General features: G+C 59.5%; 28 protein-coding genes. 13 read left to right on the top strand and 15 right to left on the bottom strand.

The annotated features are described in order from the left end of the window. Positions 1–90: 90 nt before the first annotated feature. Positions 91–2010 (top strand): right-handed parallel beta-helix repeat-containing protein, encoded by a 1920-nt coding sequence (locus ABIB80_RS30665; RefSeq protein ID WP_354128927.1) that lies wholly within the window; start codon positions 91–93, stop codon positions 2008–2010. A 48-nt stretch (positions 2011–2058) separates the two neighbouring features. Then, a complete protein-coding gene (locus ABIB80_RS30660) occupies positions 2059–3144 on the top strand; it encodes a glycosyltransferase family 4 protein (protein WP_354128926.1) in 1086 nt (361 codons plus the stop codon). A gap of 613 nt (positions 3145–3757) precedes the next feature. Here the strand turns inward: ABIB80_RS30660 and ABIB80_RS30655 are convergent. The 7 genes from ABIB80_RS30655 to ABIB80_RS30625 form a co-directional block, all read right to left on the bottom strand. Continuing rightward, complete coding sequence (locus ABIB80_RS30655; RefSeq protein WP_354128925.1) at positions 3758–4618, bottom strand: class I SAM-dependent methyltransferase; 861 nt, start codon at positions 4616–4618, stop codon at positions 3758–3760. Between the two features lie 120 nt (positions 4619–4738). Beyond that, positions 4739–5419, bottom strand: a complete 681-nt coding sequence (locus ABIB80_RS30650) for a hypothetical protein (protein WP_354128924.1) — start codon at positions 5417–5419, stop codon at positions 4739–4741. Between the two features lie 49 nt (positions 5420–5468). Next, positions 5469–7724 (bottom strand): polysaccharide biosynthesis tyrosine autokinase, encoded by a 2256-nt coding sequence (locus tag ABIB80_RS30645; protein ID WP_354128923.1) that lies wholly within the window; start codon positions 7722–7724, stop codon positions 5469–5471. A 279-nt stretch (positions 7725–8003) separates the two neighbouring features. After that, complete coding sequence (locus ABIB80_RS30640) at positions 8004–8630, bottom strand: hypothetical protein (protein ID WP_354128922.1); 627 nt, start codon at positions 8628–8630, stop codon at positions 8004–8006. A 142-nt stretch (positions 8631–8772) separates the two neighbouring features. Beyond that, a complete protein-coding gene (locus ABIB80_RS30635) occupies positions 8773–10257 on the bottom strand; it encodes an O-antigen ligase family protein (protein ID WP_354128921.1) in 1485 nt (494 codons plus the stop codon). Between the two features lie 28 nt (positions 10258–10285). Continuing rightward, positions 10286–10834: a hypothetical protein gene (locus tag ABIB80_RS30630; RefSeq protein WP_354128920.1), complete on the bottom strand. Its 549-nt coding sequence runs from the start codon at positions 10832–10834 to the stop codon at positions 10286–10288. Between the two features lie 188 nt (positions 10835–11022). Further along, positions 11023–12225, bottom strand: coding sequence for a polysaccharide biosynthesis/export family protein (locus ABIB80_RS30625; RefSeq protein WP_007595512.1), 1203 nt, complete (start codon positions 12223–12225; stop codon positions 11023–11025). A 405-nt stretch (positions 12226–12630) separates the two neighbouring features. Between ABIB80_RS30625 and ABIB80_RS30620 the strand changes: the two genes are divergently transcribed. The 3 genes from ABIB80_RS30620 to ABIB80_RS30610 all read left to right on the top strand — a co-directional run bounded on the left by ABIB80_RS30620 (position 12631) and on the right by ABIB80_RS30610 (position 14857). After that, positions 12631–13077 carry a hypothetical protein gene (locus tag ABIB80_RS30620; RefSeq protein WP_354128919.1) on the top strand — a complete coding sequence of 149 codons (447 nt, stop codon included), beginning with the start codon at positions 12631–12633 and terminating at the stop codon, positions 13075–13077. A 74-nt stretch (positions 13078–13151) separates the two neighbouring features. Further along, positions 13152–13427: a hypothetical protein gene (locus tag ABIB80_RS30615; protein ID WP_007595516.1), complete on the top strand. Its 276-nt coding sequence runs from the start codon at positions 13152–13154 to the stop codon at positions 13425–13427. A gap of 149 nt (positions 13428–13576) precedes the next feature. After that, positions 13577–14857, top strand: a complete 1281-nt coding sequence (locus ABIB80_RS30610) for a hypothetical protein (RefSeq protein WP_354128918.1) — start codon at positions 13577–13579, stop codon at positions 14855–14857. 10 nt (positions 14858–14867) lie between these two features. On the opposite strand, the gene ABIB80_RS30605 is transcribed toward ABIB80_RS30610, so the two are convergent. Further along, positions 14868–15491 (bottom strand): transglutaminase-like cysteine peptidase, encoded by a 624-nt coding sequence (locus tag ABIB80_RS30605; RefSeq protein ID WP_007595520.1) that lies wholly within the window; start codon positions 15489–15491, stop codon positions 14868–14870. A 192-nt stretch (positions 15492–15683) separates the two neighbouring features. On the opposite strand from ABIB80_RS30605, the gene ABIB80_RS30600 reads away from it, so the two are divergent. Together ABIB80_RS30600 and ABIB80_RS30595 are read left to right on the top strand one after the other, a co-directional pair. Beyond that, positions 15684–16421 carry a metallophosphoesterase family protein gene (locus tag ABIB80_RS30600; protein WP_007595522.1) on the top strand — a complete coding sequence of 246 codons (738 nt, stop codon included), beginning with the start codon at positions 15684–15686 and terminating at the stop codon, positions 16419–16421. Between the two features lie 183 nt (positions 16422–16604). Continuing rightward, positions 16605–17144: a hypothetical protein gene (locus ABIB80_RS30595; RefSeq protein WP_354128917.1), complete on the top strand. Its 540-nt coding sequence runs from the start codon at positions 16605–16607 to the stop codon at positions 17142–17144. A 40-nt stretch (positions 17145–17184) separates the two neighbouring features. Here the strand turns inward: ABIB80_RS30595 and ABIB80_RS30590 are convergent, their stop codons facing one another. Then, positions 17185–17580 carry a hypothetical protein gene (locus ABIB80_RS30590; protein ID WP_007595526.1) on the bottom strand — a complete coding sequence of 132 codons (396 nt, stop codon included), beginning with the start codon at positions 17578–17580 and terminating at the stop codon, positions 17185–17187. Positions 17581–17776: 196 nt separating this feature from the next. Here ABIB80_RS30590 and ABIB80_RS30585 point away from each other — a divergent pair, with 196 nt between their 5' ends. After that, positions 17777–18169 carry a hypothetical protein gene (locus ABIB80_RS30585; protein WP_007595527.1) on the top strand — a complete coding sequence of 131 codons (393 nt, stop codon included), beginning with the start codon at positions 17777–17779 and terminating at the stop codon, positions 18167–18169. Between the two features lie 323 nt (positions 18170–18492). Here the strand turns inward: ABIB80_RS30585 and ABIB80_RS30580 are convergent, their stop codons facing one another. Further along, the gene (locus ABIB80_RS30580; protein ID WP_245285922.1) at positions 18493–19098 is read right to left on the bottom strand and encodes a hypothetical protein; all 606 of its coding nucleotides are present in this window, start codon (positions 19096–19098) and stop codon (positions 18493–18495) included. A 498-nt stretch (positions 19099–19596) separates the two neighbouring features. Between ABIB80_RS30580 and ABIB80_RS30575 the strand changes: the two genes are divergently transcribed. Beyond that, entirely contained in the window at positions 19597–20124 is a 528-nt protein-coding gene (locus tag ABIB80_RS30575; RefSeq protein WP_245285923.1) for a hypothetical protein, read from the top strand. Between the two features lie 20 nt (positions 20125–20144). On the opposite strand, the gene ABIB80_RS30570 is transcribed toward ABIB80_RS30575, so the two are convergent. The 3 genes from ABIB80_RS30570 to ABIB80_RS30560 form a co-directional block, all read right to left on the bottom strand. Further along, positions 20145–20420, bottom strand: coding sequence for a hypothetical protein (locus ABIB80_RS30570; protein ID WP_354128916.1), 276 nt, complete (start codon positions 20418–20420; stop codon positions 20145–20147). 201 nt (positions 20421–20621) lie between these two features. After that, positions 20622–21038: a hypothetical protein gene (locus ABIB80_RS30565; protein ID WP_007595535.1), complete on the bottom strand. Its 417-nt coding sequence runs from the start codon at positions 21036–21038 to the stop codon at positions 20622–20624. 41 nt (positions 21039–21079) lie between these two features. Then, the gene (locus ABIB80_RS30560) at positions 21080–21358 is read right to left on the bottom strand and encodes a hypothetical protein (protein WP_007595537.1); all 279 of its coding nucleotides are present in this window, start codon (positions 21356–21358) and stop codon (positions 21080–21082) included. A gap of 1012 nt (positions 21359–22370) precedes the next feature. Here ABIB80_RS30560 and ABIB80_RS30555 point away from each other — a divergent pair. Continuing rightward, a complete protein-coding gene (locus ABIB80_RS30555) occupies positions 22371–22544 on the top strand; it encodes a hypothetical protein (RefSeq protein WP_007595539.1) in 174 nt (57 codons plus the stop codon). Positions 22545–23205: 661 nt separating this feature from the next. Then, entirely contained in the window at positions 23206–23571 is a 366-nt protein-coding gene (locus tag ABIB80_RS30550; protein WP_035993419.1) for a VanZ family protein, read from the top strand. 42 nt (positions 23572–23613) lie between these two features. Here the strand turns inward: ABIB80_RS30550 and ABIB80_RS30545 are convergent, their stop codons facing one another. Together ABIB80_RS30545 and ABIB80_RS30540 are read right to left on the bottom strand one after the other, a co-directional pair. Continuing rightward, entirely contained in the window at positions 23614–23733 is a 120-nt protein-coding gene (locus tag ABIB80_RS30545) for a CHRD domain-containing protein (RefSeq protein WP_157158597.1), read from the bottom strand. A gap of 7 nt (positions 23734–23740) precedes the next feature. Beyond that, positions 23741–24025 carry a hypothetical protein gene (locus ABIB80_RS30540; RefSeq protein WP_007595543.1) on the bottom strand — a complete coding sequence of 95 codons (285 nt, stop codon included), beginning with the start codon at positions 24023–24025 and terminating at the stop codon, positions 23741–23743. A gap of 239 nt (positions 24026–24264) precedes the next feature. Between ABIB80_RS30540 and ABIB80_RS30535 the strand changes: the two genes are divergently transcribed. After that, complete coding sequence (locus ABIB80_RS30535; RefSeq protein WP_245285925.1) at positions 24265–24450, top strand: hypothetical protein; 186 nt, start codon at positions 24265–24267, stop codon at positions 24448–24450. 6 nt (positions 24451–24456) lie between these two features. Continuing rightward, a complete protein-coding gene (gene galE, locus ABIB80_RS30530; RefSeq protein WP_007595546.1) occupies positions 24457–25449 on the top strand; it encodes a UDP-glucose 4-epimerase GalE in 993 nt (330 codons plus the stop codon). Positions 25450–25469: the final 20 nt, after the last annotated feature.

Genomic DNA, 25469 nt, shown 5'->3' with positions numbered 1-25469 from the left:
ATGTTTCGATCGATGTGGCATAGATCTCTCATCATCGCCTTAGCAGCGATCCTATGGGACTCAAATTGCTTAGCCGCCACAGAAGCAGTTGTGTTTTCCATCTACGTATCACCCCATGGCAGCGATGCTGCTGACGGGACTGCTGCCCAACCAAGCAGCGGCGGTACAGTTGGCCCAGTGCGTACCTTAGAGCGCGCTCAATCGCTCGTTCGGGAAGCTCGCGCGCTTGGACTTCCCGGCACGCAATCCGGTGTTCATGTACTTCTTCGCGGCGGTCAGTACACCCTTGATCATCCGATTGTTTTTCGCCCCGAGGATTCCGGCTCGCCGGGTGCCCCTATTACCTATCGCTCCTATCCGGGAGAGACAGCTCACATCGACGGTGGCGCACGCCTCAAAGGCTGGCATCTTGGACAAGATGGCGTTTGGTCAATGAATTACCCGGAGTCGCAATCGCCGGCAGGCTGCCCCCAGCAGTTGTTCGTTGGAGGAGAGAGACGGTATCGCCCCCGCTTGCCTGCTATTGGCACGCTGAAAATCGAATCTATCCCAAAAGAAACACTGCAACTCAACGACCGTTTCATTGCAGGCCTCGGAGAATTGCCAGCGCGCCTAATGACTTTCAGCGACACAGAGATCGTTATCTTTGATGCGTGGACCGCGTCGCGCATGAGGCTAACATCCTACGATCCGTCCTCAAGGATTCTTCTGCTTTCGGGCAAGTTCGCTGGTCATGGCATTCACCACGACATAACGCCTAGCCTCCCCTACTTAATCGAAAACTACGGGGATGAGCCCCTTCCTGAAAAATCATGGCAGTGCGACGAACGACGGCGCGAACTCAGATATCGCCCCGCTAGCAAAGAGGCCTTTGCCTCTGAAGAAGTAGTTGCCCCGCGCCTCCCGAAGCTATTATCCATCGAGGGAAGCAGGAGCCAAAGCGTCCACGATCTTCATTTCGAGGACCTCTATTTTTCGACAACGGCATGGCACCTGCCTAATGATGGCTGGGCAGCCATGCAGGCAGAAGTCGGCCTGCCGGGGGCGATCGAGGTGCAGAACGCGAATTCCATCTCATTCACGCGCTTCGCCCTGGTTCATACCGGCGCTAGCGGCATTCGCATTCGAGAAAATTGCTTCGACATCGAAATCAGTCAGGGCGAATTGCGTGATCTTGGCGGCACGGGCATTGCGATCGGCTCCGAACAGCGTAGACCCGCTCAAGGAACGCCATGGAGCGATGGAGAGACCAGCTCGGCCAGGACACACGACGTGAAGATAACCGACAACCTCATTGCCTCTGTCGGCCGAATTCACTTTGCAGCGGTAGGCGTGTGGATTGGCCAGGCGGATCACGTCCTGGTGGAAAGAAACGAGATCCGCGATCTCTACTACACGGGAATTTCCGTGGGATGGACGTGGGAGTACGGCCCTAGCTTGAGCCACGACAACAAAGTTATCGGAAACGTCGTCTCCGACTTTGGACAAGGGGTACTCTCTGATCTGGGCGGTATATATACGCTGGGACGTCAATCCAACTCTTTGGTGGAAGCCAACGTCATTCGCAACGGCAAGGCTCGCACATATGGCGGCCACGGAATCTATGCGGACGCAGGAACGGCTGGGTTCACGTTTCGCAACAATGTGGTGACGAACGTTTCTCACGCGGGCATCCATATCCACTACGGGACGGACTTGCTGTTCGAGCGCAATTTCCTTTTCAACTTTGGAGAAGCCGGCGTTCGTTGCACGCGGCCATCGAAAGGCTCATCAGTCGTCTTCAGAAACAATGTCCTAAGATCGGACCGAGCACCTCCATTCTTCGGCGTCTGCACAGACCGATCTTACGTATTTGAGAACAACGAGATCACCGCCAGCGCCCGACAGTCGTCGTCCGGATTGCCGACGAACATCCAGGAAGCTGTCGATAGGATTCGCGCGCGCGCCGGACGCATCTCGGCAATCCGATTGACTGGAGATATGCAAGATGCCCCAAGCATTGTTCCTTAGACAGCACGTCTCCCGCCCACTAACACCGATCCGAAGCGACTCTTCGTTATGAACATCCAACGGCGTTTCATCGTAGTAATTGGACAAATTCCACCGCCAACAGACGGATTAGCCTACATCACGGCTGAATATGTCAAGCTCTTAGCCGAGGACCATGACATTGTTGTTTTGAACATCTCGCCTAAAGGATTCAAGCGCGGAATTGCCTACCACCTTTCAAGAACAGCCGCCGTTCTGCGTGCATCAATACATCTCGCGATCAACGCATGGCGCAAGAACCGCGTCTGCTATATGCCGTGTCAGAGTGATTTTGGACTTATCTATACGATCTATCTTTTAGCTCTTGCCCGACTGATGAGATATCCATCGTTTCTCCATCATCACAACTTCGGGTACATCAACGAGAAGCGCAGGATGATGGAGTTCGCCCTCCGCACGGGAGGCCCGAAGACCGTCCATATATTCCTCTGCGATCACATGCGAAGATCATTTGGTGAGACGTACTGGATGCCGGAACGAGCGATCGTGGTTTCGAACATTGCCTTTGTACCAACTCAAGCCGGCCGCGCACTTCCGACACCTAAAGCGAGCCTTCGGGTAGGATTGCTGAGCAATCTCAATCGCGAAAAGGGACTTTATCTCTTTCTCGACCTGTTGCGCGCAGCGCGAGACCAAGGTCTAAACATCCATGGGACGCTAGCTGGACCATTGCGCGAGGCGGAAGACCAACTTGCGCTCGAAGCCGCACAACAAGAGCTGGGCAATCTGCTTACTTACACTGGCCCTCTTTTCGGCGATGCAAAGCTTCAATTCTACGAGTCGATAGACGTATTTGTGTTCCCCACTATTTACGCCAACGAAGCCCAGCCAACCGTGCTGTATGAAGCTATGGCTGCGGGAAATGCTGTGATCTCCTACGAAAGAGGCTGCATTAGCTCTCAAGTCGGAAATTGCGGCTTAGTAATAGCAAAGGAGGAGCCGTTCGTTCCGGCAGCTTGTGAATGGCTACGGGAGTTTGAGGCGAACTGTGAGAGGACTGCTTCGCGGCGCGCGATCGCCCGCAAAATCACCGACATGCACGCTGCGGAGACGGCAAATGCACGAGAGGCGCTTCTTCGCTTTCTCCCATACTAGATCAAATAGTATCGAGAGATGAAGATAGCTACTTAGTAAAACTGTGTGGGCCAGGTACAGAGTGGCAGCGTTGTCTTCCGTTTTTGATCAGGCACAATGGTCGCCAAATCGCACTCAACGTATGACATACCTGAAGAATCTCACGTTCTTCATCGTTCCAATAATCACTTCCGTGCGCATATACGGTCGCAAGTCAACCGACGTGCATCTATCTGAATTGAAATAGCAAGCCTTCAACTTCAGCGCCTTTGTACAGTTGTTCTTGATGCTGATAATATGGTCGTAAACGTCCGGCTCGACGACATGAGCACGCGCGACTGCGTAAGTTTCGTAACACAATCGACCGAGCGAATCCCGCACGTTTGCGGCCGGAATGCTTGAAGACGACTCGGCCGGTCCTTGAAGGGTAAGCGGGGGACTAGCGCTCCCAGGCGCCGTCTGAGCGTCCGCCGGGACAAACGTGCTCAGGGAAGCACAGGCACTAGCGAGAAGCAGCGCTCTTACAGAACCAACAGCGGTCATTAGAAAGGCCCGTTCAGTCTGACACCAAGTACCTGCACCTTATAGCCGTTACTGAACATCACCAAGGTGCTCAAGAGATCTTTTTCCTCGATCAAGCCTGCTTGCGAGCGCAAAACATTACCATTCGGAAGGAGCTAACGTACTCGGCAAGGGGAAGGAGATAAGGGATTTTTCGTTGCAACCGACCTTCTACGTAGAGATGCATCATTCTCCTGAAAATGGGAGACAGACCTTCAGATTGGAATATGGTCTTGATCTCGCGAACACTCCTGTAGAAGGTCTCCTCAACTGAATATTTGAAAATTATCGACGTACGATCTCCTAGATCGTAGTGAGGGAAGAACTCGGTTGATAGACCGAGTGACAACAGGAATTTGATTGCCTGCTGACGAACTCGATTTTTCGGCAACCAGTGCACAAGCGGAAGCTTATAATGCGGTTCCACCAGCCGGTGGCGCGCTGGAAATTGATGGCAAGTAAGCCCACCTGTGCGAAGAAGCCTGAATATTTCTCTGGTGACACTTCTGAGATCAGCGACGTGCTCCAAAACTTGATCTGAGACAACGATGTCAAAATAACCTTCTGGGAAAATGCTTCTTCCGCTCGAATCGACGGTAGAAAGCAGCGGATAATCGTCTTGATATAAGCCACTTAAAATAGCACCGCTTTCGACAAATCGTGGATCGACTTCGATCCCATAAGAGCGCGCTCCTCTGTCGCGCAACGCCCCAACTAGCTCTCCACGACCACATCCCAGGTCCAAAATTTTGATCCCGGATATGTCGCCTGCGCTTACGGCCGAGAGAAACTCAAGCAATTGACTGATGTGCTTCGGCATTGGCCTAAAGTCACTCTCTTGAAGCGCTTGAAACTTCTTGTCGAAACCATGCTTCCGAAACTCCGGAAGTAAGTCCTGCGAGACCGTCGAAGCTTCGGGCATACTGAAATCCATCTCAACTATTCTTAACAAACGGCGCGCGGGAAATTTCACTGTCTACGTTGTACATATCCTGCTCGGGGACGCACTGGCTCTACCAACCATCAGCACCCCTTAGCGAATCAACAACAATCGTCACCAAGGCCTATCTGGTAGATCGACGCCAGGTATCTGCATCTTGTAGCCGTTGTCCGACAGCCACTTCGATAAGTTCTGTCGAGAACTGATATCAACAGGTTCCAACCCGTTTAAGAGCTGAGCACGGTGTTGCCAACCGACCCCGGTCAGGATCAATCCTGCCTCTCCGGTGAAATCGGCGTCAACGATGCTTCCGAATTCCGCCACTGCCCGATTTTTCTGAGGCTCATCGAGCAATGGAAATGCAGAAAGTGTGAGCCGATTCCGTCGTAAGGAAACCCACCCTTCGTAAGGGCCGGCGGCATACGACTGATCGAGATAAGTAACGACGTCCGGCCCGATCCCCTCTCGCGCAGTCACCAAAGAGTAGAGCATCAGCCACAGAAAGGAGTCGGCCGGGTTCACTGCCAGCGACGAGCGCACTCTATCCTGAGCAGCAGCCATTTCATGATCCACCTCTCCCGGGGAACCGCGCGCCATCGCGCCCTCAGCGACGCCAAGGCCCACGAACGCCTCTGCACGGATGAAAGCGGGCTGCGCCGTTGGCCTCTTCGGCTCGCGCTCCAACCGCGCTGCTACCTCGGCAAGCACGCCGGACTTGAACCGGCGGTCAGCCATCATGCGTTCAGTCACTTCGCGCCCCGGCGCGGTGGAGCGGAAGATTGGGACAACCGTCATCGACCACCACAGAACGGCTGCGCCGACCACCCAGAGCAGAAGCCTTACGCTACTCCACATACCCGTACCGGGCGTAGTACTTCTGATAGTAGTAGCGGCCGTGGTAGGATTCGTACCGCGCTAAAAGTTTGGTGTCCGCCTTGTTGAGAACGACGCCCAGAAGCTTGTCCTGGATCTCCGGCGCGCCACGCAGATTGTGGCGTACCACGTCGATTTTGGTCTTACCCCACTCCACGACGAAAACGAAAGAATCGACAAAGGACGAGGTGACACGCACGTCCACCACCGGCGCCATCGGCGGCATGTCGAGCACCACGTAATCATATTTGGAGCGTAGCAATGCCACCAGATCGCGCATCGGCTTGGAGGCGAGCACCTCGTTGGTGTGGAGCAGCTTCGAGGTAATACCCGCAGGCAGGACCGCAAGTCCGGTCTGCGGATCTAGGCTGACCAAATCCTCAAGGACCGCCTTGTGCGCGACGAGGTCGACGAGGCCGCCCTTCGCGTCCGGCCGCAACGCGCGCGACAGCGAAGGATTGCGCAGATCGGCATCGACCAGGATCACTCGAGCACCGCCGTGGGCGATGAGCTGCGCGAGATTGGTCGAAAGCGTGCTCTTACCTTCGTTCGGCAGGGTCGAGGTCACCGCCAGCACGCGATTTTCGCGAACGATGGAGTTGAGATCGATCGCCACCTTCAGCGAGCGCACCGCCTCCGAGAAGCGCGACAACGGGTTGTCTACGACGTAGCGCAGGAGGTCCGGTTCGGGATTGCTCTTCTTCTTTCCAAACCTGATTGGGCTGGGCGCGGCGGACCCTGTGGCGGCCAACGCCGGCAGGATGGCGATACAATTGGTCCCGAGCTGCTCTTCAACTTGGCTCGTCGTACGGAACACCTTGTCGGTCAGTTCACGCGCCATCGCAACACCAAAGCTCAGCAGCAGACCACCAAACAGAGCCGCGCCAACTATAATGAGGGATTTCGGATAGCTCTTAATCAGCGGCGTTGTGGCCGCACTGATCACCCGCGCTTCTGTGATCGGGAACGATTGCTGCTGCACGCTCTCCATGTAGCGCTGCAGGAAATTGTCATACATCGCCTGGTAGCTCTGCGCGTTGCTCTCGAGCTCACGCAGCTGCACCTGCGCCTGGTTGGTGAGCTGCGATTCCGAGACCGCATTGGCGAGGCTCGACTTGATCGCCTCCTCGCGCGTCACGGCAATGTCGTATTCGCTCTTATAGGATTCCTGGATGCGCTTGAGCTCGTCCTGGATGTTCTTCTTGATCTCCGCCATCTGACTGCGCAGGTTCACCGCAGCAAGGTGATCGTGACCGTATTTGGTCGACCAGATTGATTCCTTCGACGCCATGTCGACATATTGGGCACGCAGCTTGACGATGGTGTCGTTCTTCAGCGCATCGGCGACGTTGGCATCCGGGATGTCCTGCTTGAGCATGTTGTTCATGCGGTCGAGCCGCGCCCTGGCCTCGGCGGTCGACGCATGCGCAAGCACCAACTGGCTGTTGACTTCGGCAAGCTGCTGCTCGTTCATCAGGCGGCCGCCGGTGTCCACGATATTGTTGGCGGTCTTGAAATCAACAACCGCCCGCTGCGCGGCGGAAGCCTGGGTGCGCAGCTCCTTGATGCGGTCTTGGAGCCAGACGCTGGCGCGGCGCGTCGCCTGGTACTTCGCCTCCAGCTGATCGACAATATAGGCGTCCGCGATGGCGTTCGCGATCTGCGCTGCCTTCCGCGGATCCTTCGACGTGTAGCCGATCTCCATCACATAGGTGAGGCCGAGCCGCTTGATCGTCCGGTTCTTCTCGAAGCGTTCCAATGCCTTGCGGGTCTGCTCGAATTCTGACGGCGCATGGCCGTCGGAGAACAGACTGCCGACGAAATCCAAGACGGCGCCGAGCGCGCCGCCGCCGGCGCCGGTGAACTCAGGATCGTCAATCAAATGCAGGTCTCGGATCACGGCGAGGCTGATGTTCTCGGACTTCAGGATTTCGACCTGGGTTTCCACCGTTGCCGAATCGACCGCGATGTCGCCGAGCACGGATTGCTGCTGGAACAGCTGCACCTTGCGGGTGTCGATCACCATCGAAGCGGTGGAGGTGAATTGCGGCGCGGCGGTGAAGAGATAGAGCACCGCCAGAATCACGCAGGCCGAGACGATCGCGACGATGGTCGGGAACTGGCGCCTGATAATCTCGACATAGGAGGTGAGCGTCTGGGCCGGCGAGCTCTCTGCCTCGGAGTAGTCGCGGTTGATCTCCGACGACGGCTTATTCACCTGCAGCATTGTGCAATTCCTGAAATCGTCCAGCGACTGGCTCTGGAGGATGGCATCGGGGATAAGAAAATCACGCGAGCAAAAGCGCTCAAAGGGACCGACAGTTGCGGGTGAATATAACATGCGGCGACACGCGGCTGAACTCAATTGATGCAGCGCAACTGTGCAAGCACAGTATAATTTGCGTGGAAGCTTAACGCTGGAACGCAAAACGGCGCCATCAAGCGCCGCTTTGACTAGATCGCGAATGAGGCGGCCAGGAGGCTTATCGCCTCCAGACAATTACGGTCAGCGCGTGCTGATACGGTTGGCGGCATTGGTAGTGCCGGTCACGCCATTCGATGCGTTCGGCGACACCGTAGTCGCATAGTGTAGGCCGCCGAACGTGGCGAGGGTGCCGCCAGGTCCGCCGTTCGCGAACCCGCCGTTGCCGGTCGGTCCGCCCGCGCCGGAGCCACCGCCACCACCGCCGCCGCCGGTCGCGGCGATCGCGACGTCGCCGGTCGCGGCCTGGTAGGCGGCGATCACGTCGGCATTGCCGGTGTTGGCGATCGCGGCCTGGATCTCATTGGCGAAGGCCTGGTCGGCCTGTGCGGCCATGCGGGCGACCTGGGCGAGGCCGCCGACGATCGCGCGCATCTGGTCCTTGGTGGTCGCAGGATCCTTGAGCAGCGCGATCAGGCCCGGCAGCGTGGTCGGATCGGAGGCGCCGAGATCGCGCACGCGCGAGATCAGCTGCGGGCCGCCGGTCGGATATTGCTGCAACAGGCTGTTCGGTGCGGCCTTGAAGTCGGAAATGACGGTGGCCGGCAGCTGGCGCTGCGGCGGGTAAACGGCGGCGCTGGCGGCCGTGGTGATCGTCGCGGCCAGAGCCGCGGCGGCAGCCATGCGAAGCGCAATCTTGATAACGCTCATAAACAAACCTCCAAAAATCAGCTGCCCCGAATTGTTTCATTGGCCCGGGCAAATGGCTGTGCTCGTTGCCGGAACCTAGCGGAAGAGAAAAGAGCTGTCCACTTATTCTAAAGACTTCGTAAACGGCGCAACTGCTTCAAATCTAGACAGTTTTGTGAAATCGAGCCACCCGCGGCGCCGTCGCGCCCGCGGTTGCCGGAGCGCCCTCGTCTCGCCCGGGGGTAGCGACGGCATCGGCGGCCCTCAGGCCCTCTTTGCTGCGGAAGGATTGCGACAGGCCGGCACCGAAAAGCGCAAAGAATGGAATGCTGTAGCCGGGCACCTGCAGCGTGAAGTCGAGGCACGAATGCAGCAGCGACAGCGTCGCGGTCGCCACCGCCGCCAGCGGGATGATGGCATCGCGCCGGCGTCCGAACACGCCCCTCGCCAGCACCAGCAGCATGATCGCCCAGGCCGCAGCGATGAGGAGCGCCATCGGGATGCCCACTTCGGAGGCAAGCTCCAGCGGCGTCGAATGCGCAGCGTCCCAGATTCCGCGAATCGAGATGTTGGGGCTGCGGTAGGGCGGGAAGGCCCATTGGAAGGTGCCCATGCCGGTGCCGAACCAGGGATTATCGCTGATGATTTTGAGCGTGGATTTCCAGGCCTCGATGCGGCCCTCATCGACCAGGCCCTGGCTGTCGAACCGGCTGGAGACGCGGCCGCCGAGCAGCTGCATCAGGCCGAGCGCCACCACCAGGCCGGAGCCGAGCGAGATCCAGATTCCAGTCCGCGGCGGCAGGTCCTTGCGCAGGAACACGGTGAAGGAGGCGATCATCGCGAGCAGCGACAGGCTGACGCCGGCGCGCGAGCCGGTCATGAACATCGCCATCAGGCAAATCAACAGCGCTCCGAGATGCGGCAGGATCTGGCGCGGCGGGATCTCGGCCACGTCGCGCGACACGCGCTTCCACTCGATGTGCCGCTCAGGCAAGCGCCGGCGGACATCCTCCAGGATCAAGAGCATCCAGATCACCGCGCAGGACCCGAAATAGGCGGCCGCCGTGTTGCGGTTGATGAAGGTGCCGGTGACGCTGCCCATATAGGCCGTCTTGTCCCGCCACAGGATCATGGTGGGCTCGATCAGGAACGAAGCGACGCCATAAAGCGCGTAAAGGCTGCCGGAGACGGCGATGACCCAAAGCAGACGTCGGGCGCGCTCACGCTCGGCACCGACGGTGATGCCGAGGAGGATCGCCAGAATGTTGGCGAGCGGCGCGCCCAATGCGAAGAACGCCTCGTTCTTGACGATGGACGCCGACGGCGCGATCGGCACGCCCAGGAGGTCGGACGCCTGCTTCCAGATCGGATTGAACGGCGCGATCCAGGGATGATCGGACAGCTGCTCATGCAGCACGAAGGCGTATCCGGCCACGATCACCCCGATGCCCGCGATCATCCAGAAATGGGGGCGGCGCAAGTCGCGCGTCGGCGCCACGATCAAGGCGAGGCCCAGACACAGGCACCAGAACGCGATCGAGAGGTCGTTGGTCGAGCCGAACGGGAACGGCGCGCCGGCGGCGACGAAGAACAGGATGAAGGTCGCAGGCCAGCTCCACGACCAACGTATATGGGGAAGAAGGCGCATCGTCGGTTAGCCGGCCTCGGCTCTAGCTCTAGAGGAAGCAATCGATCGGATAGATCTTCAGATCCACGTTCACGCGGCTGATCCGGGTCTGCGCCCGGAAGCCGTAGAATAGCCCAAGGTTATCACTCCCCGCGTCGAGTTTTATTCCGGGGGTCAACTCATCCGGCGGGACCAGAAGCCCGATGTGGCGGTTGATGCCGGCTATCTCGATTCGCCCGTCGCCCTCGCCGAAATGTCCCGCGAGCTGGGTCACCGTCACCTTCGGCAGCCCGCGACGCTGATGGCAAACCTCTTCTTCCCATAGCGTGGTCTGCCGAACGAGAGGTTTGCTCGCGCCGTCGGGAACAACAATGTCTGAGAACGAGGGGTGCAGCATTCCGAAGAAGCGGCTCTCCTTCGCGTTTGCTGAAAGCCGGACGGTGAAGGCGAGTTCGCCCTTGGCCTCGCGCGAGTGCCGAAAAATTGGTGCATCAGGTTCAGCCGAGACCACCACGTCGATCCGGTGGCGGACACCGAGCTGTTGGGTTTCGCCGGCAGCCTTGCACGTCAGAGACGGCCCCGCGATGACGAGAGCCAATAAGCACCGAGCTGCTTGCCGTCCAAAGCACATGAAGACCTTGCAACCTGCGGGGTGACCGATCGGCGGTGAAACTAGCTCGGTGAAGCCTTGATCCACCCAACTGCACCGCCGGTGATTGCTAAATGAAAATGGCACCGGGACAAAGCCCCGGTGCCATCGTTTCGTGGATCAGGTTGGCTCCGGCCTTACGGCGCCAGCTTGATGTTGTTGCGGAAGATCAGCGCGTCGTTGGAGAGGTTCACGGCATCGCTGCCGGTCGCCATGATCACCCGGAGGAAGGTCAGGAACTTGGCAGTTTCGACGTTGCGCGAATTCGAGACATAGAGCACGTCGCCATTCTTCATCATGACCTTGGTGGCCAGGAAGAAGCCACCCGGATCGCGGAAGTTCACGTTGAAGATGACCGGGATCGTCTCACTCGTGTACTTGCTGACGTCGATGCCAAGCTGGGCAGCAACCTCACGCGGTTCGCGGCGATAGAGATACACCGCAGCCGGATCGGCTTGACCATCCAAAAGACCTCCGGCCTTGCCGACCGCTTCGCCGAGGTTGATGCGCCAGGCATCGAAGTTGAACTCGCCGCTCTGTCCGCTGGCACCGAACGCCAGGAACTTCTGCTGCTCGCGATAGACGTAGACGCTGTCGTCCGGACGAACATAGATATTGTTCTCCGGGCTCATGACCAGATTCTCGAACGGCACGGTCGCCCGCTTGCCGGCACGCTCCAGCATGACCCAGGTCTCGAAGCCCTGGCCCTTGATGCCGCCAGCGCGGGTGATCGCGTCGAGCACCTTGTCCTTGGCACCCGCGGCGCTCGCCGGATAACGTGCCGGCGCATTGACTTCGCCGAGCACGCTGATGAGCTGGGTGCGCTGCGAGGACATCGCAACCACGACCTGCGGCTCAATGGCGCGGTTGGAGATCTTCTCAACGATAGAGCGCTGAATTTGTACCGCCGTGAGACCCGCCGCCTTGACCTGGCCGGCGTAGGGCACCGTGATGAAGCCGTCGTTGTCGACCGACTGATCCGGAATGGTGACGAAGTTGCCCGGACGGACGCCGGCTTCCGCCGGGATGAACAGACCGCCTGCCGCGGCTTCGAAGATGGTAACCGCAACAACGTCGCCGATGCCGAACACGATGCTGGCAGGCGGACGCCGGTCGGTGAACACGCCGGCGAGCCCCTTGGGCTCATGGGTGTGCAGGATCTTCACCGTAGCCGGATTGAGCGGCACCAGTTCATAGGCCGGTGCATTCTCGGTCTGGATCTTGTTGTTGACGTCGTCGGTTAACGGGCCGGAGCCCGGGTTGGTCGAACACGCCCCCAGCGCCAAAGCGACGGCCAGGAAAGCCGGCTTGAATAGATACGTTTTGGCAAAGGTATGCATGAACGGCCCCCGTAGTTCCAATTGCATCGATTGGTACGGCCTAGTGGGCAGTGCGACAAGGGTTCCCAGCCCTGAGCGGATGGTTAACGGCCCAATGAGTCCCCAACTGTTGCGTGCAAGCCACGATCCGGAACCCGACTAACCCCTTGTGACTGTTTGTTGACATCCTTTTGCCCGATGTACGGGCACCATGCCCAGGAAGAGACCTTCTCCAAAATCCCCGCCCTTCTGCTAGTAAAGCCGACAGCACCAATTTGATGGATTTCCGACGTGCCGATTCTGGCTTTGGCCCTTCTTGGATTGTTGTCGTCCTTACTTGGGGGACTTTCGTCGGCTCCAGCTGGGGGCTCCGCCCCCTTGGGAGGTGATTGCGCCGTCGGGCCATCAGGATTGCACTCGGTCTGCATGTTTGCGGTGGCAAACCCATCCTCGATTTGGAAATTCGCCCGCACCCCAGGTCCCAAAGAGGGCGAGAGCTTCGCTTCCATCTCCAAGACAGCCGAGACGATGCAGTCTGACCCGGAGTTCGCCGGCCTGATCGTCCGCTGCGCTCCCAAAGGCAAGATCGACGTGTTGGTGGCCTTGATCCGCCCCTTCCCGCCACGGAGCCGCCCTAAGGTCACGATCGCCTCCGCTACGGGGGGCACCGTGACGGTCGAAGCCAGCATGGCAGCGGCCGGGGCCGCAGTCCTGTTACCGGACGAGGTCTCAGCCTTTGCCGCTGGTAAGTGGCAGACGACGCCCTCGCTTTCCGTGGTGGTGAAGGAAAGCGACAGCGAGATCAAAGGCGTGGTGGCCCTGAACGGGCTTCGCGAAGCCTATAATTCTCTGGCGGCAAGTCGCGGCCAATAGACAAAATTTAGCCATACGACTTAAGGGTCTTTTTAGGGTGGGGAACCTAAGGTCCGGAGCACGGAGTGTTTCGGATGACCGAGCTTTTGATCTTCAGCTTTCTGGTAGGCGCAGTTCTGGGCCAGCGTTTTCGCGTCCTGGTGCTCCTGCCGCTGACGTTCGTCATGCTGCTCGCCGCGATCCCGGTCGGCTGGATCGCCAATCTGGGCTTTCTTGACGGCCTGAAGGGCGTCGTGCTCGCGGCCATCGCGCTCCAGGCCGGTTATCTCTTCGGCTCGGCCGCCCGCTTTGCTCTCGCCGCGGGTCGTGCCGCCCGCGTGTTTGCCCGTCCGCTCAAGACCGCCCGCTGACCTCTGTGGCGCATCAAGAATCCGTCGATCCCGCAGGCGACGCTTCGTTGATGTGGGTGGGGTTGGGTTGGCTGCAGAGCTCTGTTTGAAAACTCGCCTCCGGCTTGTATGGTGGCCTGACCCTTTCAGGATTCCTTCCAGGCGCACGTTTGTCCTTCGCTTATTTTGCCCTCATCGTTTGCCTTGTTTCTGCATCCGCTCTCGACATTGCCGGCGCCAAATTCGGCGTTCAGCTCGGGATGACGGCGACGGCCCTGGGGCTATTTGCAGCGGTCTTCAGCGCACGAAAGGCCGACTACGAGCACTATCTGCGGGCCACCGTCTGGGGCCGCTGGGTCCTGATCGCCATTCCCCTTTGCATCGCAACCCAGCTGGCGCCGCTGTGGCTGAGTTGGGCGCATCCGATCTGGGCGAGCAGCCACGATGCTCTCGGTGGCCTATCGCTTGGGCCAGTGACGGCGGATCTCGGCCTCACCCTGAATGCGTTGTTTCAGGCCCTTACAGCGATCTCGTTGCTCAGCGTGACAATCGTCGTGGTCCGTGACCGCAGCCGTGCCGAACTGGTGCTGTTCGTGCTGAGCGGGGTAACAGCGGTGTCGGCTCTGACCTTGGATCTGCATCCGCTGTCGTCCGCCCTTGCAACCGCCGTTCCTTCCGACCTGGCGACAACGATGGCCGGCCTTGGCGTCATGCTTAATCTAGCCGTCATGCAGCTGGCCGCCGAGCGGGCCGAAACGCGCCACTCGCTCGTTCGTTCGGTCACCATCGGCCTTTGCGGCCTCGTGGGCGCTCTAACCAGCGCAGTTGCGGTTTTTGGCTTATCCGGGACGAACAGTGCGATCGCTGCGGCCTTTGGCCTCGTGTTGATCTTACTGATCCTTGTCATTCGAAGGATCGACCTATCGCCGTTGGCCGCGGGCGCGCTGTCCTTAGCCGCGCTGGTCGGAGCGATGATTGTCCTGAGCTTCCTGTTCGAAAAGAATGCGGGGCCGATTCTTTTGCGGCTTGTCCCGGATGTCGGGGCCGAAACCAGAGCCGCGCTGGAGCGAATGTTGGCCGACACCAGATGGTTCGGTGCGGGCGCAGGCACCTTTTCAGCCGTTGGCAGGATCTACCAAAGCGATGCCGGCGCGGCTTTGACGGCGCCCTCGACGGCTTTTGCCGTCTTCGCGGATACCGGATGGATCGGCTTTTCCGCCGCGCTGCTGGCGGGCATGTTGGCTTTGGGACGCTTGTTTTTTGGAGCTTTGCAGCGCGGCCGCGACTCGTTCTTCCCTGCGGCGGCCGCGGCCTGCCTTGTCTTCGCGCTGGTTGAGAGCTTCGCTGGTTCAGGACTGCTGCATCCGGCAGCAATCCTTTGTCTGTCGACGATCGTGGGACTCGGATTGTCCCAAAGCATCACCCAGTCCGCACGCGGCACGGGTCATTAGTTGCTCGTCGTTAGACGTCGCGATCAGCGAGTGACGCCCAGTAGGTCGGGTTCTTGGGCATTTGAATGCGGACCCACCGATAGGACTTTTTCGACCACGGCAGGATGTGCCCGGTGAGGTTATCCAGCACGAGGTCGCCGGAGAACGTGCGCACCACGACTACGAGATGATGCTCACCCCAGGTCGTCACGACCTCGCTGAGCAACACCGATCGCGCCGGAAAGCCCTTGGCGATCAGGTCATGGCGTTTTGTCACGGCATAGTCGTTGCAGTCGCCGCTGGTGGGATGCAGCAGCCACTTCTCGCCGCGCAGCCCCTCCAAATTGGGCTCGGGTCGGATCGCGCTGTTGACCCGCTGGTTGACCTCCTGAAGCTGCGCCAGGCGCTCGCCCGTAAGCTTTAAACGTCCGCCCCTGAACACGATTTGCTGCGGTCGCGGCTTACACTCGCCCTCGTACTTCAGGCAAAAGATCGTGAATGCCATCGGCGCCAAGGTCGGCTGGTTGAACTTGATGTACTGGATGGCGCCGCGCAACGCCGACGGCGCACCAACGAAGGCGGCCTCGGCCTTGTGTTGAGCCGCCCCAGCCAACAGAGCAGCGGCAATCGCCAGGAACTTTAAAGTCTTGCGCATGTCGCGCTCCCCATTTCTTGTTGGGGAAACGCTACGCGAGACGTCTTGAAATCCGGCTCAAAAGCCGAGCAGTCCTTTAATCAAAACCGCCGCGCCTTGGTTAGAAACAATTAAGAATACCGAGGCGTAACTTGTTCTGCTATGAGCGATCATGCCCTGCATTTTTGACGCCAGACCCGATTCGATGAGCTGATGGGCCTTTCCAAGCGCTTTCGTAAGAACGTCAAGCCTCGGCTTCCCGACGGCGTGAGGATCTATGCCATCGGCGATGTGCATGGACGCGCCGACCTGCTTCAGTCGCTCTTAACCGTCATCGACGCCGACCTTGCTCGGTCCGCTCCCAAACGAGCGATCCAGGTGTTTCTTGGCGACTATGTCGACCGGGGCCCGGACTCGCGTGCTGTGATTGATCTCCTGATCGAGCGCTCGAAGTCGCATGAGACAGTGTGCCTCAAGGGCAATCACGAAGTGTTCCTGCTCGAGGTCCTCAAGGACCCGGCACGGCTGGAGGAATGGCGTCGCTACGGAGGCCTGCTGACCCTTGTTTCCTACGGCATCAACCCGACAATGAATCCGACGCCGGAGCAGCAGATTGAGCTGATCGAAGGGTTGAGGCAGGCGCTTCCGCCGGAGCATCTTTCGTTTCTTCAGCAGCTCCGCCCGTCCTTCGCGTGTGGCGACTTCTTCTTTGTGCACGCCGGCGTGAAGCCGGGCGTCGCCCTGGAACGTCAAAAGGAGGAGGACCTGCTCTGGATCCGCGAGGAATTCCTCGAGTCCGAAAGACGCTTCGGCAAATATGTCGTCCACGGCCATACCCCGGTCAGCGTCCCGGATATCCGCTCGAACCGGATCAATATCGACACCGGCGCCTACGCGACCGGCAACTTGACCTTGCTCACGATCCAGGGCGATAGTCTGCTCGCAATTTAGGACTTTTGCAGAGTTGCTGGCCAACTCCCGCGCCCCGCCACACGGGCATCGAAATTCATCATGAGCCGCATGATCCTGCTTCGCATCGTTGGCGCCTGCATCGCAGTGATGTTGCTGCTTTACGCAACATTGGGCTTTTACGGCGACCTCACGCGGTCGAACTTTCGGGCGAGCGATTTGTTCTTGGGCGAGTTTCCGCCCGAGAAGGTCAAGGTAGCCGCTTCGGGCGTTCTGACGCCCCTTTCATTGGACGGCGACTTGCTGGCGAATTATGCGGCAGCCAAAGCCGCGGATTTTCTTCACCATCCCGCAGCCGATGCGACCAGCAGGGTGACCGAGAACAAGGCGGCCCAGGATGCCGTTGTTGCGGCCCTGAAAGTATCACCCATCCGGCCTGCGCTTTGGCTCACGCTCGGCACGCTGAAGGCGCAGTCGGGTGAGCTGGTGACGCCCGCAGTGAAAATGTCTTACTTGACCGGCGCGGTGCCGATCGCTGTTGCCTTCGCACGGCTCCAAACCGTCACCTCGAGCGCGGCGGCCGCCGACGAAGAGATCAAGCTGCTGGCGCAATCGGACGTTCGCTCGGCGCTTGCCAACCGCTCTCGCTACGAGCAGCTCCTGATCGCTGCCTACCTGCAGGCTACGCCGCAGGGCAAGTCGCTGCTTCTGGAGACCACGCAGGGGACCGATCCGAAGTTCAATCAGATTTTGCGGCGGTACTGAGCGTTCGAGCGCGACTTAGCCCGCTGGTTCGTCGTCAATTTCAACGCGTCGCTTTTGGCGCGATCGGCACAAAATCCTGCTCGCGGCGCGGTTGATCCGGTCGCCCCTGGTAGACGAACATGCCCTTCTTGGTCGAGACGATGTCGCCGCGCTGCAGGCTGTCATCGTTGAGGAGACGTTCGGTCGCGACAAGGTCCGGATCCTCCGGGACCGGCTTATAGAACTCGGGATGATCCCGCCGCTCGCGCGAGAGCTCTTTGGATCTTCGCCGCGCATCTTCGATACGCTGACGCCACTCGTCACGGCTGACTTCCGGCTCGCTTGGTGGGAGATAGTCGTTGACCGAGGGCTCCGGCTCGGTCTGGGCAAAACACGAGGGCGGATTTGCGAGACCGAAGCCGATCGCACCGGCAACGGTCAGGACCGCTCCCGACAACGGCCCAAGCCGCCTTGCATGAGCTAGTGAGGTGTGGGGTCGCGCGGTTCGCACGCTGTAACTCCAGGGCAGAGCAACAAGAACGAGCAAGGGCCGGAAACGTCTCGTCTACTCCATTCAATGTATACGTTTGCCGATTGCACGAAAGCCAAATCGCGGGCAAGCTTTGTGCTTTAGCGCGCGAGGGTATTGACCAGTGGTCCGCAACATTACTTTCCTGGTTCTGGCGATCTTTTTGGGGACTCACTTTGCAGCGGCAGGCCAGATCGAATACCCGCAAGTGATCCATACGCAATACGAAGCTGTCGATCAGAAGACCGGCGGTCACTTCGTGCTGTGGTCAGAGCGGGAAAAGATCTTCTATGGCCTCGACCAGAAGCTTTTCCCGGGAGCTCGGTTTGTCGACATCACCCAGGTAACCCCAAGCGTGGGTTCGATCACGCTGACCTATGTCGAGGTGCGGACCGTCAGCAGCACGACCTCGGATTATTTGTACCTGGCAGGAAATGTCCGCTTTCGCGTCAGTGGAATGGCGCTCAAATCCAGCAACTTCCCCACCGGCGGCGGAATGACACCCAACGCACAGTAGCCAGACTAGCGCCTGCTCGACCCACTCCCCCGCGTTCTGCTTCCATAATAGGGGCGTGCGCGCCCCCCGCTCACCAGAGGCGGCTGAATCTGGCTCGGAATATTCTGCGTAGCCGTGCTCGGCGCAGGCTGCGAGGGATTGACGATGATGACATTTCGGTTGGGCGTCGACGGATCATTGACCCCCTGGGCCAAAGCGCTTGGACCCCACGTGCTTGCGGTCACAAAAAGCGCAACTGCGGTCAGGACTAATCGTTTCATGAGATGTCTCCCAAGCGAGAACATCGGGGGGTCGATCACCGTTCCTTCACGCTTGCTTGGGCGTCATTGCCGAGGCACGGCGATCAGCTTGCCGTCTCTCCAGACCCCCTGAGCCGCCATCCCGCTCGGCAGCTTACCCGGCGCCAGGATCCGGACGGCTGTCGGTCGGGAGGCGCTCTGGGCCGTTTGGGTTTTCTTCGTAGGGGTGGTCACGATGCTGGTGCTCGTCAAATTGGCTTTGTCCTTGGTCCCTTGTGCAAAAGAAGGTTGCACCAGGAGAGCCACAAACGTGAGTGCTATGAAACCGTCGCGCATGATCAAAATACCGGAAAGAGGAGCTCGTCGAACTGTCACAGCTTTCTGCCCAAAAGCAAGCCCCCGAAGCTGTTCGACGAGGGCTCTTGCAAGGTTGGCGATCAAAGCGGCTTTCGCGGCGATCGGATTTGACGGGGAAATGCCTAGCGAAATAGCCTGTTCCGGGTTACTTGATCGGCCTTGATGACCGACCCCAGCGACACCGCCGCCGGCGCGCCAAATACGCACGCGATCAAGGCCGGGTTTGTGCGTCTCCTGTCCGGGCGGATTCGCGACATATCCGGCGACCCACGGCAGGTCCGGGAAATCGTATATGAGCTGGCTCGCATCAAGCTTCTGGAACAATTCACCCATGGCGACGCACGGGAATCCCGCGAGCTCCAGCAACTGCTCGAACGCGCCATTCGGGACGTTGAGCTATCATTTGAACGCAGCGAGCGCGACGCGCTGTCCACAGCGCCGGACTCGGCCCTAGACGTCGCTTCGCATCGGTCGCCACTCGATCCCCCGGCTCCTCAGCCCGTTCCGCCTTCGCCGCCCGTCCCGACGGCGGCGGAAACCAGGCGCGGTTCTGTCGCGCGGCCCAGACCGCTCGACCAATCTCAGCGAAGCGGCATCCTCAACTCCCTCATCCGATTAGCCGCCATCCTGGTCGTCATTGCCGGCGCCAGCGCGGCGGTTACTTATTGGCCGCGGTTGAGGACGCAATCCCTCGCATTGTGGCAGTCCGCGACGCTGTCCAGGCGCACCTCGACAAGCCCCGAGCCTCAGCCCACCGCGGCTGTGACTCCAGCGAGCGGTGAGAGCGTCGAACCGACACCGAAGGAGCCGACGCCGGCTGCTCAACCCTCGATGCCGTTGCCAACAGCGTTTGGCGTCTATGCCCTGAGCGAGGGCCAGCTCCAGGAGCTCAAGCCGGTCCCCGGGAAGATTCCAGACCGTCGTGTCGCGATCTCAGCGGCAATCACCACGCCCAGCGCGACGACCCTGACAAGCGGAGATGTCAGCTTCATTGTGTTCAGGCCCGACGGTGGCGTCGATGCAACCGGGACCGAGGTTCGGGTGGTCGCAAAAGTCTCCCGAGCGATGGGCGTCGATGCAACCGGCAAAGCGGCCATGGTCACTGCCGGCGACACCTGGGTCATCCGCAGCATGTCCTACCCTTACAAAGTCGGTCCGGTCGAGGATCAGCCGAGAATGCTATCGCTGCAGCCGGAGCAGGACGGCTTTACGCTTTCGCCGGGTCGCTACGTCGTGGTCGTCAAAGGTATGGGCTATGACTTCACGGTGGCCGGGACGCCGACTGATCCCAACCAATGCGTCGAACGCATCAATGCAACGAACGGCGCGTTCTACTCCCCCTGCCCGCCGCGACGCTAAAGTGGCGCGACGCGTTTCGTTTATTTTTTGGCCTTGGCATCTTTAGGCGCATCCGCCGGCGCATCGTCGACCTTGCCGTTGTTCGCGACGCATTTGCTCAAATAATCGCGCCGCTCCTTGACAGTCCCGGCGCTGCCCGCAGCGGGATTGCCCATTTGCTTTGGCGGAAAGGCCTTGGCCAAAGCTGCGTCGCATGCACGCGCGACTTCTACCGTGACGGCCGAAGCCGTGACTGGTGCGCCAATAGCCAAAACAAATGCCAATCCCATCGACCTTTGCAAATTTCTGGAGATCACGTGGCTCGCTCCTTCAATCCGTCCGAGAACAGGACGGGACCATATCAAAAAGGACAGAAGAGCCAAACGGCAAAGCGGCGCCGAAATGTCTGGTGGCAGAAGCTGCTCTGCGAGAGATGATGCTTCTCGGGCCGAGATATCCATCGCGCCCGGACCTGCTGCTTTTCACCAGACGGCAGATGCCGAGCCAAAGCCTCGATCCTAGCTATTGAGCTGCGGCGGCTTCAGGTTCGGAAAGCGCGTGAGCATCGCGGTCCTGATAAACCTCAAGTGAGTGATGGTGTTTGCCAATTCCTTGAGCCGCCGCTGGCCGTTGGAGATATCGGCGGCAAAGAGATCTTGATGATGGCTGTCGATCGGCTCCCGTTCGAGATATTCATCGGTGCCGTTGCCGAAGGTGACGGATGCACGCGCAAGCGCGTCATCAACGCGTCGTCCGAGGCCGACCTGCTCCCTCTCTGCATCGCGCAATGCCGCATCGATCGCGACCATGACGGCATCGATTCGAACGCGGTCCGTCTCCGCATCGCGCTCGACGGTACGGGCCTTGAAGCCCTTGTCCTCACGGCGGGAGCTGAGAAAATTGTGTGCGCGCGCTCTCAGGAACAGCTGAAACATTTGGGCCATCCCACGTTCGAGATTTGGACCGCTAACATCGGTCAGACATAGTTAACAAAGCTTGAATCTTGTGGCTGCTCCGCCTGGCTTTGTGCGATCCACGCCCGCCAGGCTCCTTCGTGTTTGGAATAAAGGTCAAGCCATCGAGCTTCGTGCGCCGCGGCGGCCCCATCGCCCGGACCGATTTGAACCATCTCTCCCGATGTGATGTCCAGCGCTTCGAACTCCGCTGTTTCCTGCAGGGACAGCCCTATCAGCACCCGTTTCCCTTGCGCATCAACGAAATACCTGCGGGGCGCGTTGTGCCTTGAATCAGTCATTCGAACGACCCTCCTCCATGATCCAAGGACCTGGAAGATCTTTCAGGTGTCGATCATAGGCGCGAACGAAAACCATCAACACAAGGATACAAATTATCGCGCTCAGCAACGCAATCAGATACGCCATTTACGCCTACTCTAACGCGGGCCCCGGAAAAATCGGGGCGACTAAACTTCGCTGTCAATCGATATGTTCTAGGTGACGTTGGCCAAGCTCTCAAGAGTTGCGACAAGTTAACCTAACCGCACATGGTTATTTCGATCACGCCGCGCAGATCGTCCGGCAAACAGGCCACGCGCGAGATTCCACCATTACGACGGCGACCGACTTCGTCCCGCCCCTGTTGCCTCGGGAGTATAGGGCGCGTAGAGACGATACCTTGCAGATCGCTTGCGCGAGCGCCACGCCCTCGCACCATAGCCGCAAGCAAAACCGCCAGCGAAGATCGAACTCAAAACCACAATTGCCAACATTTGAACGTCCCATTTTTCCGGCGCGTTCCTCCCATTGCATTTCATCTTGTCGTTGTGACGACTTCAAGATTGGCGCCGCTGAAAGTTTTGTCAGGCGATGATGAAATTTGTGCAAGGAGTTGATTGAAGTTTGGTCGTTGCCCAATAGCCGCGGGCCGGGGAATGACAAAACGTCTCACTGATTGAAGTTAGATCAGACCGGATGTTAATCCGGGTTCACGTCGACGGCCCCAGTCCATGCAGCCTTCAGAATCTCCGGTCGATAAGTTCGGCTTCGAACCACTCAAAACGCGGCGACGGCCACTGCTGATCCGCATTGAAATCTCCGTGATAATACGGAGCCACGAAGTCCGGATGAGGCGCGTTAAGGTTGAGCGGTTAGCTTAATCCGCGTTGTCTGTTGCGAAGTCTCACCGATCACTTATCCCATCGTCTCACCGGGCTTCCCCAAGCTCGGCCCCACCCAAGCAAAGCCGTCGAGCGACATGGGTCCGCTTGGCGGCTTTGTCTTTGTCTCGACGAGAGGATGATTTCGGTTATGGCGCGCAAGCCCTGGTCGTTCAAGGAAGACCGCCGGCTGATGGAGTTGGCCAAGTCTTCGGCTTCATTGGAGGAGGCGGCGAAACAGCTCGGACGATCGCCCGATGCGATCAAGCGCATGGCCTTGCGCCTTGGTCTTTCGTTGAAAACGAAGGCGAGAAAAAAGGTCTAGCGTGCGGCGGTGTTCCGCCAACGAGGTCATGATGGCCGCGGGCGCGCGATCACCGGTTCTGACGAAGAACGAATTCGACGTGTTGCTGATCGGACTGGAGCCAGACTCAAGCCAAGGTGAGACCCCCGTCCGCTCGAAAGCCTCGAATCCGGCTGCAGGAGATAAAAGCGCAGTAGCCCTGTTCGCCAGGGAACCGAACCAGCGCGCTCGCGTTGATCCCAACTTCATCGTGAGGTCTGGCTGTGGCACATCTTGCCATTTCCGTCATCCTGGTCTGGTTGGCTATCAATATCGCCTTCGTGGTCTTGCGCCTGCGAGCCACCCGGTCACAGCATGGTGGCAGCACTCGGCAGGCTCCCATCGCGCCCTACAATCCCGCACCCGCTTCCCTCCGCCATCGACTGGGCCGTTAGAGCTTGAGAGCGGAGGGGTAAGGTCTCCGCCCCACTGCCCTTCCTTCGATCCAACGAGTTGGTCGAGTCACGCTGCTTGGCGCAGAGCGCTAAATTTCCGACCGACGCGGTGCTGGTGGCCTGACTGGATTCAACCGTTACCCGAGACCGGCGAAACGCTCCATATCCATCTGGCCCCCGCTCAATCAGCCTTAACGATACTCTCATCTTTCAACGCGGCCTGGCTCCCATCCGGCTATGGTCGTCCAATGCGCCGAAACCATCTTATCGCAGCCGCAGGCGTCTGCTTCGCGCTCATCGTCTATGCTACGCTTGCGAGACTGGCGGGGAGACCCGTGCTTATCGGTCATCACGAGGCTTATTGGGTCGTCGTGATCGAGCGCTTCAGCGCCTATGGGTTGCTGGGATTTCTGTTGTCCTTCCTGTTGCCTGGTCGGCTCACCCTCGCATGCTCGCTTGTCGTGGCCGTCGCAATGGGGCTCGAAATCCTGCAAGCAATGACACCCGATCGTGATCCGGGTTTCTTAGACGTGCTGCAAAAAGCAGCAGGCGGGACCGTCGGGGTCCTCCTCGCTCAAACAATCCTGGCCTTCTTACCGAGACCGCCCGCCTGAGCAGCACGTCCGCATCGGAAGTTGCCGTCGTTGTTTCATCATTTATCCGCGTAGTTCACCGCCCGGGTTCGCGGCCGTATGAATGTTCGCCTGCCATCTCCCGGCCAGCAGATCCGCAGGCTGCCTCGGCCTTGCCTGTTCCAGGCGAGTTGGTCGGAGCATGCGGGGGCTAAGCCGACCGGCGCCGGCCCTGGAACTGGTTCGGCGACAGGAGTTCTGCCATCTGCCGATGGGTGGCCTGGAGCGCCTCGATGGCGCCGTCCAGATCAAAACCGGCGTCCCGGACAGACGCGAAAAATTTAGCCGTCAGCGCCAGATCGAGCTTAACGCGGGTTGCGCCATCGCGGCTTTTGCGGCGGTCAAGTGACAAATGGATGGCCCGCATTCTGGCCTCGGCAGGTGTGCATCCACTAAGCCCGGCGAGTTCGTCATAAGTCATCCAGATCTGTGCCATGTTTCAGTCACTCCTTTACTCGGCATCAGCTTATTTTTCGTGCTTAAAGCTTCGGTTGCCGCGATGCGCGCGCCGACCGTTTCGCAATGATAGGGTCAATGCGAGCTAAACGAAGAAGGACAATCGTGGCGAGCCCCCGGTGGGTTGCATACGGTGAAGATCAATCTATGCTCACCAGATCGATCAACCGTTGAGCTGAGGCAATCGCATTGGGACAGGTCACTTCGGAAGCCCTCTCCTTGAGTGATGTCGTGTCCCGTGGCGCCACCCGGCATGTCCCCGCCTTTGGCACCGACTTGGGCACCACTTTGGGCCGGCTTCGCCGCAAACGTCCTGCATTGCTGACGCTTGCGGTGCTCGTGCTGTGTGCCGATTTGGTGCTGGCCACGGGCGCATCGATGATCGTTGATTTCACCTCGAGGTAAGCTGACATGACCGACCGACCGACTGTCCTCGTTACGGGAGGCGCGGGCTATATCGGCTCGCATGCCTGTCGCGCCCTGACCGCCGCCGGTTATCAGCCCGTCGTTTATGACAATCTGTCGACAGGTCATCGCGGCTTCGTCGCCGGGCCGCTGGTAACAGGCGATCTGCTCGACGGCGCCACGCTGGCGCGCGCCTTCGCCGAGCACAAAATCACGGCGGTCATGCATTTCGCGGCGGCGAGCCTCGTCGGCGAGTCCATGACCGACCCGCAAAAGTACTACATCAACAATGTGCAGGGCACGCTGTCGCTATTGCAGGCGATGCGCAATGCGGGCTGCCATCGTATCGTGTTCTCCTCGACCGGCGCCGTCTACGGCAATGCCGATTCCAAGGAACTGCCGGAAGACTTCCCCTGCGCGCCGATCAACCCCTATGGCGCATCGAAGTGGATGATCGAGCGCATGCTCGCCGATTACCGCGCCGCTTACGGCTTCGGCGCGTTCTGCCTGCGCTATTTCAATGCCAGCGGCGCCGATCCTGCCGGCGGCATCGGCGAATTGCGTGACAATGAAACCCATCTCATTCCGCGCGCCATGATGGCGTTACAGGGCCATGTCGATTTTGCCGTGTTCGGTGAGGACTACGACACGCCCGATGGCACCGCGATCCGCGACTACATCCATGTCACCGATCTCGCCGCAGCGCATGTCGCGGCGCTGAAGCTGCTGGAACAAGGGCATGCCGGCGGGAGCTTCAATCTGGGCACCGGCTCCGGCTTTTCGGTGCGGGAAATTCTGACTGCCATCAGGCAGGAGACCGGGCGCGAGGTGCCCCACACCGTCAAACCGCGCCGCGCCGGCGATCCCACCTATCTGGTCGCCGATCCCTCCGCAGCGCGAAAAGTGCTGAATTTCGTGCCGCGACATTCGGATCTGCCGACCGTGATCCGCACCGCCTGGGCCTGGCACCAGAGGGCTCATCCGCTTAAGCAGCCCTGACGACATCGTCGAAGTCGATC

This window comes from Bradyrhizobium sp. i1.15.2 (assembly GCF_040548425.1).
Lineage (GTDB): Bacteria > Pseudomonadota > Alphaproteobacteria > Rhizobiales > Xanthobacteraceae > Bradyrhizobium > Bradyrhizobium canariense.
The sequence above is the reverse complement of the archived record's forward strand: the minus strand, read 5'-3'. Positions and strand labels throughout refer to the sequence as shown.